Annotated in this window: 12 protein-coding genes; 8 read left to right on the top strand and 4 right to left on the bottom strand. The window is 50.4% G+C overall.

What is annotated here, in order from left to right:
- Positions 1-4 precede the first annotated feature (4 nt).
- The 6 genes from RIG61_03115 (at position 5) to pgl (ending at position 5,574) form a co-directional block, all read left to right on the top strand.
- On the top strand, positions 5-760 hold the full coding sequence (locus RIG61_03115) for an HAD family phosphatase (GenBank protein ID MEQ9618147.1): 756 nt from the start codon (positions 5-7) through the stop codon (positions 758-760).
- A gap of 23 nt (positions 761-783) precedes the next feature.
- The gene (gene rpiA / locus RIG61_03110; GenBank protein ID MEQ9618146.1) at positions 784-1,482 is read left to right on the top strand and encodes a ribose-5-phosphate isomerase RpiA; all 699 of its coding nucleotides are present in this window, start codon (positions 784-786) and stop codon (positions 1,480-1,482) included.
- Between the two features lie 39 nt (positions 1,483-1,521).
- Complete coding sequence (rpe, locus tag RIG61_03105; GenBank protein MEQ9618145.1) at positions 1,522-2,178, top strand: ribulose-phosphate 3-epimerase; 657 nt, start codon at positions 1,522-1,524, stop codon at positions 2,176-2,178.
- A 75-nt stretch (positions 2,179-2,253) separates the two neighbouring features.
- On the top strand, positions 2,254-3,153 hold the full coding sequence (gnd, locus tag RIG61_03100) for a decarboxylating 6-phosphogluconate dehydrogenase (GenBank protein MEQ9618144.1): 900 nt from the start codon (positions 2,254-2,256) through the stop codon (positions 3,151-3,153).
- A 99-nt stretch (positions 3,154-3,252) separates the two neighbouring features.
- Positions 3,253-4,788 carry a glucose-6-phosphate dehydrogenase gene (gene zwf, locus RIG61_03095; protein MEQ9618143.1) on the top strand — a complete coding sequence of 512 codons (1,536 nt, stop codon included), beginning with the start codon at positions 3,253-3,255 and terminating at the stop codon, positions 4,786-4,788.
- 45 nt (positions 4,789-4,833) lie between these two features.
- Complete coding sequence (gene pgl, locus RIG61_03090; protein MEQ9618142.1) at positions 4,834-5,574, top strand: 6-phosphogluconolactonase; 741 nt, start codon at positions 4,834-4,836, stop codon at positions 5,572-5,574.
- A 101-nt stretch (positions 5,575-5,675) separates the two neighbouring features.
- Here the strand turns inward: pgl and RIG61_03085 are convergent, their stop codons facing one another.
- The 4 genes from RIG61_03085 to RIG61_03070 form a co-directional block, all read right to left on the bottom strand.
- Entirely contained in the window at positions 5,676-6,710 is a 1,035-nt protein-coding gene (locus tag RIG61_03085) for a deoxyhypusine synthase (GenBank protein MEQ9618141.1), read from the bottom strand.
- Between the two features lie 134 nt (positions 6,711-6,844).
- Positions 6,845-7,876: an agmatine deiminase family protein gene (locus tag RIG61_03080; GenBank protein MEQ9618140.1), complete on the bottom strand. Its 1,032-nt coding sequence runs from the start codon at positions 7,874-7,876 to the stop codon at positions 6,845-6,847.
- Positions 7,877-7,886: 10 nt separating this feature from the next.
- On the bottom strand, positions 7,887-8,816 hold the full coding sequence (locus RIG61_03075; GenBank protein MEQ9618139.1) for a carbon-nitrogen hydrolase: 930 nt from the start codon (positions 8,814-8,816) through the stop codon (positions 7,887-7,889).
- A gap of 127 nt (positions 8,817-8,943) precedes the next feature.
- On the bottom strand, positions 8,944-10,269 hold the full coding sequence (locus RIG61_03070; GenBank protein MEQ9618138.1) for an NCS2 family permease: 1,326 nt from the start codon (positions 10,267-10,269) through the stop codon (positions 8,944-8,946).
- A gap of 134 nt (positions 10,270-10,403) precedes the next feature.
- Here RIG61_03070 and RIG61_03065 point away from each other — a divergent pair, with 134 nt between their 5' ends.
- Entirely contained in the window at positions 10,404-11,150 is a 747-nt protein-coding gene (locus RIG61_03065; protein MEQ9618137.1) for a sulfite exporter TauE/SafE family protein, read from the top strand.
- A gap of 280 nt (positions 11,151-11,430) precedes the next feature.
- Positions 11,431-11,859, top strand: a complete 429-nt coding sequence (locus tag RIG61_03060; protein ID MEQ9618136.1) for a hypothetical protein — start codon at positions 11,431-11,433, stop codon at positions 11,857-11,859.
- Positions 11,860-11,990: the final 131 nt, after the last annotated feature.

Below are 11,990 nucleotides of genomic sequence, written 5' to 3'. Positions count from 1 at the left end.
AAAAGTGATAAAAGCCATTATATTCGATCTTGACGGCACACTCGTGCAAACCGAGGCTCTAAAAGCAAAATCCTACGCGAAGGCCGCGGTTGAGCTTGACAATTCATTGACCGAAGATGAGGTCGTGGAAGCGTTTAAAGACTTTGTCGGTCTCTCGCGGAAGGAGGTTGCCCTCGGGCTTTTGAAAAGGTTTAATCTCGAAGAGCCCGCGAGCAAAAGAATGGAAGAATTTAATGTAGATAGTCCGTGGCAGGCTTTCGTCGATATCAGGATGGATAGTTATTACGCCATGATTTCAGACCCTCGGATTTTAAAGGAGCACCAGTGTCCTTATAATTTGGGACTTCTCAAGTGGGCTCGCGGAGAAGGTTATCCGACCGGTTTGGGGACGATGTCCCACAGGCGTGAGGCGTACAGGGTTCTCGACGTGCTCGGTATAAGGTCCGAATTCGATTTTATAGCGACTACTCAGGACGTAGAGCATACGAAGCCCGATCCCGAAATCTATAATCTCCTTGCCGATGAGCTCGGTGTGCCTCATTCCGGCAGTCTCGTGATAGAGGACTCGTCTTCCGGGGTCAAGGCCGCCATGGCCGCCTCTATGAACTGTATTGCCGTTACGACGGACTTCACGAGGGAGTCGGTGCATCAGATCCCCCCAAACGCCAGATTGAGAATAGTGGACTCGCCTCCCGAGCTTCTCGGAACGGCAAAAGCATTTATACATGAACTAAATTCATCGGAGGAGAAAACAGGTTGAGCGAAACCCCCGGTAAAGACCAGATAAAGCTTCAGGACAGGCTTAAAAAGGAAGCGGGAATAAGCGCCGTGGATTTTGTCGAGAGCGGGATGGTGCTCGGGCTCGGAACCGGCAGCACTACAAAGTTCGCCCTTGAGGAAATCGGTCGGAGGATAAGCGACGGCCGGTTAAAAAATATAGTAGGGATACCGAGCTCGATTGAAACGGAGAAAAGGGCAAGGGAATACGGCATCCCGGTTACGACGTTCGATGAGCGTCAGGAGCTCGATCTCACCCTGGACGGCGCGGACGAGGTGGACCCCCAGCTCAACCTTATCAAGGGAGGCGGGGGGGCGCTGCTCAGGGAAAAGGTGCTTGCTCAGTCGAGCAGGCGGAATATCATGATCGTGGATGAGAGCAAGCTCTCGCCTAGGCTCGGAACACATTGGCCGGTTCCGGTAGAGGTGATTCCGTTCGCGTGGAAGCCGGTCGCCAGTTTCCTCAAATCGCTCGGGGCCGAGCCTCAGCTTCGTATGGAGGATAAAGGCGCCCCCTATACGACGGATCAGAATAACTATATAATCGACGCCCATTTCGGGCCGATCTCTAATCTGGACGACTTAACCCTCAAGCTGGGACAGAAAGCGGGAATAGTCGAATACGGAATATTTATAGGAACCGCAAGCGAGGTTATCGTGGCTACGCCTCACGGTATCCGTTATCAGAAACGAAATGACTCGTAGAATTCTCTAAAAACCGGAGCCAAAGGTGAGTGAAAGACCATGGTAACAGTTGAACCTTCAATTTTATCCGCGGATTTTACAAAGCTGGGCGATGCCGTAAAGCAGGCTGAGGACGCTGGCGTATCCTGGATTCAAATAGACGTGATGGACGGGAGGTTTGTCCCGAACATCAATTTCGGGCCCGGCGTGGTGAGCGCTATAAGGAATATTTCTAAATTAAAACTGGATGTCCACCTTATGATCGTCGAGCCTGAAAAGTATATAAGTACATTCGCCGAGTCGGGAGCCGACCGTATAATCGTGCATCAGGAAGTATGCTTTCACCTGCACCGTGTTCTCGAGTCCATAAGAGAGCTTGGAATCGAATCGGGGGTTACTTTAAACCCGGCGACCCCTGCCTGCACCCTTGAGGATGTGCTGGAGCTTGCCGATTTTGTTCAGGTCATGGGCGTAAATCCGGGCTTCGGGGGGCAGAAGTTCATACGCAGCCAGCTGGATAAAATCCGCACCCTCCGTGAAATGCTCGACGAAAGAGGGCTCGATGTTCCGATCGGTATAGACGGGGGGGTGGATACCGGGACGGCGCCCGAGATTGTAAGGGCCGGGGCCACGGTACTCGTCGCGGGCTCGAGCGTTTATAACTCCGGAGGCACTGTAAAAGAGAACGTAAAAGCATTACTCGCCAGTGTACAGTGAAATCTATTGATGATAGGATTAGAAATTAGCAACCGAATGCACAGAACTATAAAATAAATTTTTCAGGAGGACGAAATGAAAATAGGAATGATAGGATTGGGGAAGATGGGCGGCAACATGACGGAGCGTCTTCTTCGGGACGGCCATGAAGTAGTTGTATGGAACATAACTCAGGGGCCTATAGACGAGGCCGCAAAGAAGGGCGCGATTCCCGCAGCCTCTCTTGCCGACATGGTCAAGAAATTACCCAAGCCCAAAGTGATCTGGCTCATGGTTCCCGCCGGCAAGCCGGTCGACCAGAATATTCGCGACCTGAAAAAGCTCCTCAAGAAAGGCGACGTAATAATAGACGGCGGAAACTCGGAATGGCAGGACTCTATGAAGCGGGCCAAGTCGCTCAAGCCAAGCGGCATCCATTTTGTGGATTGCGGAGTCAGCGGAGGCGTGTGGGGCCTGAAAGAAGGGTATTGTCTCATGTACGGAGGGGATAAAAAGATATGTGAATACGCAGAGCCTATATTCAAGACGCTCGCTCCTAAAAACGGATACCTTTACTGCGGCTCCGAGGGTTCGGGGCATTATGTAAAGATGGTTCACAACGGAATTGAATACGGCATGCTTCAGGCATACGCCGAAGGTTTTGCGGTTCTTGAAAGCTCACAGTTCGATCTGGATCTGAGAGCCATAAGCAAGGTATGGCAGTACGGAAGCGTTATACGCTCCTGGCTGCTCGAGCTCGCGGAGCGGGTATTCAAGGCGGATCCCACTCTCGAAGACCTCGATCCCTATGTTTGGGACAGCGGCGAGGGTCGCTGGACCGTCGAGGCGGCGATCAACCAGAACGTGCCCGCGCCCATAATAACCGCCTCTCTGATAGCGAGATTGCAGTCGAGGGATTCGGACTCTTTCTCCATGAAGACGATAGCCGCGCTCCGCAATCAGTTCGGCGGGCACGCCGTTAAAAAGAAAGACTAGCAGGAGGCTGTACTGTATTAAATGTTTCCCCTGAAGCCGGGAATTACTTATTATGCCGGGCTGTGATTAAAATAGATTTTTGAATAAGAGGAATAAATAATGGCAAACGAAAACAATTGTGTAATTGTTATTTTCGGAGCGTCCGGGGATTTGACTAAGAGAAAACTTATGCCGGCGCTTTACGCTCTGTTCCGGCAGGGCCTGCTCCCGGATAAATTCGCGGTGCTGGGCACGAGCAGGTCCCCTTATTCGGACAGCGCGTTTCGCAAGAAGATTGTAGAGGACATCATAGAGTACGCCGGCATTAAGAAGTCCGACCAAAAAGATCTCGAGCCCTTCTCAAAACATCTTTACTACCAGGCGATGGACGCTACGGATGCAAGCCATTATGACGACCTCAAGGAGAGGCTGGCGAAAATCGACAAGTCGGTAAAAACGGGGGGTAATTACATCTATTATCTCTCCACCTCCCCGAGCCTTTATACCTCGATTGCCAAAAACCTCGGGAAAAAAGGGCTGCAAAAGGAGGGAAAGGACTCCGGATGGAAGAGGATAATAATAGAAAAGCCGTTCGGCCGCGACCTCGCTTCGGCAAAGGCTCTGAATAACGACCTTCAAAAGATATTCGATGAGAATCAAATCTACAGGATAGACCATTATCTCGGCAAGGAGACTGTGCAGGACATATTCGCCCTCAGGTTCGCAAACGGCATATTCGAGCCTCTATGGAACAGGAATTATATAAACCGCGTCGAGATTACAGCCGCCGAATCGATCGGGGTCGAGGAGCGTGGAGGTTACTACGACCACTACGGAGCGATGAGGGACATGATACAGAATCACCTGCTCCAGGTTCTTGGAACGATTACCATAGAGCCCCCGGCGTTTTTCGACGCGACCCATGTCAGGAACGAAACCGTCAAAATCTTTCAGTCCCTTCGTCCCGTCGAGCCCGGGGATGTGGAAAAGTACGCTGTGAGGGGACAATACACCGAATCAAAAATCAAGGGCAGGAAGGTTCTGGGATACAGGCAGGAAAAGGATGTCGCCCCCGATTCCATGACCGAAACTTTCGTAGCTTTGAAATTATATATAGATAACTGGCGGTGGGGTGATGTGCCGTTTTACCTCCGTACGGGGAAATGTCTCCCTACTCGCGTGAGCGAAGTAGTCATCGACTTCAAGAGAACCCCCCACCATCTTTTCACCAAAGAGGAGCTGTGCGAGGCCGCTCCCAATCGGCTGATTATTAGAATTCAGCCCGATGAGGGAGTACTTCTCAGATTCGGAATGAAGAAACCGGGCACGGGGTTCGACATCAAGGAAGTCGGGATGGATTTTCATTACTCGAGTCTTGCCGATAACTACATTCCCGAAGCCTATGAGCGCCTGATACTCGACTGTATTCTCGGCGACGCGACGCACTATGCCCGCGCGGACGCTGTAGAGGCGTGCTGGAAATTTGTCGATCCGATAATAAAAGAGTGGGAAAACAACCGGGACATAAAAATGTACGGCTACCCCGCGGGCACGTGGGGTCCGAACGAAGCCGGGAGCCTGTTTAATTCTCCCGATGAGGACTGGAGATATCCTTGCAAAAACCTGGCTACGGAAGGGGAATTTTGCGAGCTGTAACAAGGTGAATACCGCGCAGATTTTTTCTGTCTCGAGGGAGTCGACATGAAGAAGGAAATTTACCTGTTCAATGACATATCCGAATTAGCGGGGCGGCTGGCCGCGGATTTTAAAAGCGCTCTTGAGAAAAAAGCCGCCTCCGGCGAGTCACTAACCGTAGCACTGTCGGGCGGTCATACGCCCAAGGCCTTTTTTGAGGTTCTCGCCCGACCGCCGTACGGTAATGAACTACCATGGGACAAGGTCGTTTTCTTCTGGGGCGACGAGCGCTGCGTCCCTCCTGACGACAGTCAGAGTAACTTTAAAATGACGAACGACGCTCTCCTCTCTCATATAGAGATACCCGGGTCAAATATCCACCGGGTTTTGGGTGAAAATCCGCCGGAGGAAGAGGCAGAACGCTACGAAGAAGAGATAGAGAAATATATTCCGTCGAATGGAAACGGTTTTCCCAGCTTCGACTGGATATTTCTCGGAATGGGCGAAGACGGGCACACCGCTTCCTTATTCCCCGGTGCGCCTGCTCTCCTGGAAAAGGACAGAGTTTGTGTCGTGGCGACCCATCCCGAGACGGGACAAAAGAGGATAAGCATTACTTTCCCCGTCATAAACAACGCAGAAAGGGTGTCCTTTCTCGTAGCCGGCGCCGGGAAAGAGCCTGTACTCAGAGATATATTGGAGAGGGGTTCTGAGCCCATTCCATATCCAGCTTCAATGGTTCATCCCGATAAAGGGGTGCTCGAATGGTATGTTGACAGGGCGGCTGCTCCTTGGCTTCTGGGTTAACGCCCCCGGGATTTTATTACGCACGTAAAAATTCCGCTCCTATTTCTTTAAAGTATTTTTTGCGCTCTCGGCTGGAAAAATCCGCCCACTCATACATACGTCTACTGGCCGTCCTGGAAAATCCTGGCAAAATTTCTCTTCTTTCTCTTTTTCCAGTGCCCGGTCTGGTAGGCGTTAGCGACGATTAAAGGCACGACCGTAGTGGCCTCGGCATAAACCATCTGTTCATAGACGGTGCTTACCTTGCCCCAGGAGGACGCTTCCTTCAGGGTGGATGAGCTGCATGCGCCGTCGCGGACATCCGCCACGGTGATTTGCACGGCGTATTTATGGACCGGCACGTCTTTCCCCAGAATCTCCGCCGCGACCACTGTATCCTGGGCGAAGTTCTTCGGCACTCCCCCGCCGACCATAAATAGGCCGCTTTCTTTGGACGCGATTTTGATCCTGGTCAGCTCCAGAAAATCCTTTGCGCTGTCTATAGAAACGTGCGAGTCGGGATTGTGCCATTGATGGTAAACCAGGCCGAAGCCCGCCGATGAGTCGGTAAATGCGGGGCAGAAAACAGGCACGTCGTTTTCGTAAGCGGCCTGGACCAGGGAGTTCTTCTTTTTCACGTTTTTGGTGAGCCACCTGCCCATCTCACGGATGAATTCGCGGGAGGAATACGGCCTGGGTTCAAGAGAATCGGCGATTTTCGCGATAGTTCCGTCGCAGACCTGTAGCTGATCCTCATCGATGAACGTGTCATATATGCGGTCGATGTAGAGTGACCTCAGCATTCCGTCGTCGATAAACGGCGTGCCTGCGTAATGCCTGAATCCGAGTGCCTCGAAAAAGTCCATATCCACAATAGAAGCTCCCGTGGCCACAATAACGTCAACCATATTATTCTCTACCATATCCACGTAGACCTGCATACAGCCGCCCGCGGAAGTGGACCCGGCCAGTGTCAGCCATACGGATGCGTTCCTGTCCCTGATGTTCATATTGAATATGTCTGCCGCCCTTGCGGTGTCTCTTGAAGAGAAAGACATCCCCCGGTAGGCGTCGATAATCTGCTTGCCGTCGATCTTCTTAATATCGATGTGCTTGACGGCTTCCCTGAGCAGTTGTTTTTTTGTCGGTTTTGCCATTTAAGGAATCCTCCCCTCCCATCCCGTATCGGAGCCGGTATGGGATTAATTTGTATTCCGCGAATTCCTTTGTCTCAAGTTCTAGCGGTTGGAAAACGAAAATATTTTATAGCTGTTTGGAATGAAGTCAAAAATTATTTCGGCTGCTGCTGGGTTACGCAATGAATCGCCCCGCCACCGTAAATAATATCGCCGCAGTCAATGCCCACCACCTTCCGTCCGGGGAAGCAGTCGCCGAGAATTCTTAATGCCTCCTCGTCATTTATGTCATTAAAAACAGGCACGAGGACGACGGTGTTGCTTATGTAGAAATTCGTATAGGAAGCGGGCGCCTTTCTCCCCTCGTCGTATCGCACGTGAGGCATCGGGAGCCTTACGATTTCAAATGGCTTGCCGTTCATATCAGCCGCCTCCGACAGGGTTTTATAGTTGGCCTGAAGAATTCCGTAATTTTCGTCGTCTTCATCGTCTTCATAACCGCAAACGATTTTATTAGGCGCACAAAAGCGGGCAAGCTCGTCAATGTGACCGTCCGTGTGGTCGTTAACGAGCCCCTCCTTGAGCCAGATCGTTTTCCGGACTCCCAGGTATTCCTTCAAATATCTTTCTATGTCCGGTTTTGTTTTTCCGGGGTTACGGTTTTCATTTAACAGGCACTGCTCCGTGGTCAGACACATCCCCTCGCCGTTGACGTCAACCGCGCCTCCCTCGAACACGGCGTCGGGCTTTTCTACGGGCAAGCTTTTCCATTCGCCGATTTTCTCCGGCAGAGCGCCGTCTATGAGCAATTCGGGGAATTTATTTCCCCAGGCGTTGAATTCCCATTTAGTAATTATGAGTTTGCCTGTGTGATCTTTAACAAAAACGGGTCCCGTATCCCTGAGCCAGACATCGGCGTAATCCGTTATATGGAAGCTCACCTTTGTCATATCCACGCCGGCACTATTGAGCATTCCTTCGCATTTCCTCCTCATTTTCTGATTCAGCACGAGTAGTTCAACGGGCTCGCTCCTATGGACGGTGCTTATGATTTCCACGAACGCGGATTCGGCTTTTCCAATCCTGTCCGGAAAGGTATCTTCATCGTAAGGCCAGGCAAGCCATACAGCAGAGTGAGGCTCCCACTCGGCGGGCATCCTGTAAGGCGGATTCTTCTGATTATTCATGACGGGCGGATTATTTTTTATTCAAAGCCTTTTTCATGTCCCCGTAATGGGTGACGTTACGGAGCTTTCCGGATTTTTCAGTCGGTTTGTCTGAAATGATCGTATCGTAGGTATCGGGCCTCCTGTTGCGTAAAAAGCCCCACCCTTCGGAATAAAAGTCGTTTAGTTCCAGATCGAGTTTCATGATTACCGTTTCTTCTCCGGTGGCTGAAGCGCGCTTTATGACCTTACCGAACGGATCGGAGATAAACGACTGTCCCCAGAATTCTATCCCGCCTTCCCGGCCGACGCGGTTTATTGCGGCCACGTACACGCTGTTCGCGATCGCGTGGCCCCTTTGTACGGTTTCCCAGGCGTCATGCCAGTCCCCTTTTTCTTCGTAGTCGACGATATTGCCTATGGCGGTCGGATAAAAGATTATCCGGGCCCCTTTCAGGCGGGCCATGCGGGCGGCTTCGGGAAACCACTGATCGAAGCAGATGAGCACGGCGAACTTCACGTTATCCACCTGAAAAACCTTGTAACCCGATTGTCCCTCCTCAAAATACTCCTTTTCATAAAAGCCCGGGTCGTGAGGGATATGGACTTTATTGTACCGGCCCAGGAGCTTTCCGTTCTTGTCGATAACCGCCGCCGTGTTGAAATATTTGCCGTTCCTTTTCTCGTAGAACGGAACCACTATTGCCACGCCGTATTTTTTAGCCGCTTTTCTCATTTCGCTCACGGTGAAGCCCCTCTGGCTTTCCGCGTAGTCGTCCTTATTCTTGTTTTCCCACTGAGGGAAATAGGGGGTCTGGAACAGCTCCTGCAGGGCGACAATCCGGGCGCCTTTCCTGGCCGCCCGCTCTATCATCTTAACGGTTTTCGCCACGTTTGACCGAATGTCTTCGGAAACTTTGGTTTGAACGAGCGCGATAGTAATGGAATTATTGGAATTCATGTTCTGGTGTGAATAGTTTACAAGTTGCTTGAAATATTGGCAATAAGAACCCCTGATCACGGCGGCGCATTTAAGCGGTGCCCCTGATTCCGTCCGTCGCCGGCTCCGGAATTACCGCGCCGGGGATTCACTCAAGCCATATATACCTAGCTATAAAGAGAACCGCGAAAAGGTACAGGAGCCAGTGCACCCTTTTACCCTTTCCGCTCACTACTTTTAAGAGTACGTACGAGATTACTCCGAAAGAGATGCCTTCGGTTATGCTGAACGCAAGCGGCATGATTACGAGGGTGAGAAACGCCGGGATTCCCTCCGTATAATCGTCCCACTCGATATTGACGATATTTTTGAACATCATGCTTCCCACGATAATCAAGGCAGGGGCTATGACCGGATAAAGCGTCAAGCCTCCGCCCGCCTCGTAACCGGCGCCTATCATCCGTACGAGCGGACTGAAAAATATTGCGAGCAGGAACAGTACGGCGACCACGATTCCCGTAAGCCCCGTCCTTCCGCCCGCCGAAATCCCCGAAGCGCTCTCTATGTAGCTTGTGACGGTGGATGTGCCGAGGAGCGCTCCTCCGCTCGTGGCGATCGCGTCCGACAATAGAGCCTGTCTCGCCTTGGGCAGCTTACCTTCTTTCATCAGGCCTCCCTGCTGGCTTACGCCTATGAGGGTGCCCACGCTGTCGAACAGGTCTAAAAAGAGAAAAACGAAAATAACAGTTATCAGGTGCGGGTCTTTAAATATATTAGGGATGCTGAGCTTTAAAAAAGTGGGAGCGATCGAAGGAGGGGCGGACAGCACCCCTTGAAATTCGATTATTCCTGTCAGAAGCCCCGCCGCGGCCGCCGCCACAATTCCGATCAATATCGCTCCTCTCATCCTGAGCGCAAATAACACGGCCATTACTACAATCCCGAGTATGGATATCAGGGTCGGAGTGGATTTGAGGTCGCCAAGGGTTACGTATGTCACGGGGTGCCCGACTACTATTCCCGACCATTCAAATCCCACAAGCGCGATTAGCAGCCCTATACCGACCGGTATTCCGTTTTTGAGGCACCCGGGAAGCACGTTCATCAGGGTTTCCCTCAGGCCGACTGTGGAAAGCAGTATAAATACCAGCCCCGCTATAAAAACCGCGCCGAGCGCGTGCTGCCACGAATATCCCAGCGTCAAAACCACTATGTACGAGAAATAGAAGTTGTGCCCCATCGCCGGGGCCTGGGCTATAGGGTAATTTGCCAGAAGCGCCATCAGAACAGTTCCGAGTGCACTCGACACACAGGTCGCCACCATTACCGCGCCCGGGTCCATCCCAGCCGCCCCGAGCACCGCGGGCTGAACGAATATAATGTACGACATCGTCATGAATGTCGTTATTCCCGCTACCGTTTCCCGCCCTGCGCTTGTCCCTAGTTCTTTTAGATTGAATAATCTTTCGAGCATAGTCGGATAAATTCAACTTGTCATTATCACACGCTTGCGAGTATATTGTCAATCACGAATACGAAGTATAATTAGTCCGAATTTGCACGGCATTATAATTCGGAACGAGAGTCGGGAGCTTACGTAAGGGGATCATGCCTGAATATCTGGATTTTCTGATTCTTTTCGGTGTCGGTATTGTTGCCGGAGTGATTAACGTGATGGCGGGCGGAGGTTCGAGCCTTACACTTCCCGCTCTCATCTTCATCGGGCTCGACAGCGCAGCCGCAAACGGGACCAACCGGATAGGTATATTGATTCAAAGCGTTTCCGCTACCCTGTCCTTCCGGAAAGAAAATATCTCAGGGACCAGGCTCGGGTTGAGGCTCGCCGCACTGACGCTTCCCGGGGCTGTCCTGGGCGCGCTCGTTGCTGTACGCATCGAAGACCTGTGGTTCGAGCGTATTCTCGGAATCGTAATGATAGGGGTGATCGTATCGATGTTTATTCCCCATACTAAATATGACATTACTACAGAGGAAGGGAGAAAGACCTGGCTTGTTTACCCCGTGATGTTCGCTGTAGGTTTCTACGGCGGGTTTATACAGGTAGGTGTCGGGTTTTTAATAATGGCCGCGCTCTACCATTTGCTCAGGATGAATCTCGTCTTCGTAAATATGCACAAGGTATTCATCACGATGATATTTACCGTCCCGGCGCTCCTGATATTCATATTGACCGATAACGTGAGCTGGGTTCTGGGGCTTGTTCTCGCGGCCGGAAACGCGCTGGGCGCCTGGTGGGCCGCCCGCCTCTCGGTCAGGGGAGGCGAGAAAATCATACGTTATGTTCTGGTCGTGGCCATCTTTATTATTTCTCTAAAGCTGCTGGGGCTGTTTTAAAATATCCGGAATCCAAAAAGATGCTTGTGGCTGGCTTGACGAAACTATCACCCGATTGATGTATGTTTTCAGTAAATGATATTCGTCTTGTCATAATTTCAGAAGCTTGACAGTTACAGATCAGAAATATATTGTAGAATCTAAAGATAGCCCGCTTTAAACAATTTGAGGGAGCATTGTAATCTTCAGATCAATTTCCAAATCATTATTAATACTAACGGTATTCAATATAATTGGCTTTATATGTCTAAACGCTACAGTCTCTTACGGTCAAAAACCGTTGGTACTGCTTACGGATGATGAAGCTAAAAATCTTAGATTCGCGGACTCGGAATGGGAAAAGGAAAATATACGAAATGATCATCGGGCTTTATCTTCCGGTCCGAGCATCATAATAGAAGAACCGGATGTCATTAAGACAGATAAAGGACCGACAATTATTGCAATAGACCCGGCAGATATATTTGTGCTTTTCAAAGGGAATAATTCAACATTGGATTTAAATTCACTCGATGTCTGGGCTGAGAAGTATTTTTTAAAAATAAATGTAACCAGCAGAGTAAAACAATATATAAAGAAAAATAAAGAGGGCGCTGAATTGCATGCCGAGTCCGTTCATATCCCTCACGGTAAATATAAGATAGGCTTTAGGATATCGGATATGAATGGTCAGGAAACAACGGGAAAGTATCTTCTAAAAGTTGAATAACAATTAAACCCATTATTGTTGGTCTGAAGAAGTATATTAAATTTGTCACTCCATACTGATCATCGTTAAAAATTTCGGTGTCAACATCCTCAGCTTTTATGTGCTCAGACGACAGATAATCATATTATCTC

This window comes from Deltaproteobacteria bacterium, assembly GCA_040223695.1.
Taxonomy (GTDB): domain Bacteria; phylum Desulfobacterota_D; class UBA1144; order Nemesobacterales; family UBA2774; genus JAVKFU01.
This window is presented reverse-complemented; position numbering and strand designations above follow the sequence as displayed.

Coding starts and splice junctions, on each gene's coding strand:
- zwf (MEQ9618143.1), top strand. CDS start 3,253: ATGGCAAACGAAAACAATTGTGTAATTGTTATTTTCGGAGCGTCCGGG.
- RIG61_03075 (MEQ9618139.1), bottom strand. CDS start 8,816: ATGAATTCCAATAATTCCATTACTATCGCGCTCGTTCAAACCAAAGTT.
- RIG61_03065 (MEQ9618137.1), top strand. CDS start 10,404: ATGCCTGAATATCTGGATTTTCTGATTCTTTTCGGTGTCGGTATTGTT.
- RIG61_03080 (MEQ9618140.1), bottom strand. CDS start 7,876: ATGAATAATCAGAAGAATCCGCCTTACAGGATGCCCGCCGAGTGGGAG.
- rpe (MEQ9618145.1), top strand. CDS start 1,522: ATGGTAACAGTTGAACCTTCAATTTTATCCGCGGATTTTACAAAGCTG.
- pgl (MEQ9618142.1), top strand. CDS start 4,834: ATGAAGAAGGAAATTTACCTGTTCAATGACATATCCGAATTAGCGGGG.
- gnd (MEQ9618144.1), top strand. CDS start 2,254: ATGAAAATAGGAATGATAGGATTGGGGAAGATGGGCGGCAACATGACG.
- RIG61_03070 (MEQ9618138.1), bottom strand. CDS start 10,269: ATGCTCGAAAGATTATTCAATCTAAAAGAACTAGGGACAAGCGCAGGG.
- RIG61_03085 (MEQ9618141.1), bottom strand. CDS start 6,710: ATGGCAAAACCGACAAAAAAACAACTGCTCAGGGAAGCCGTCAAGCAC.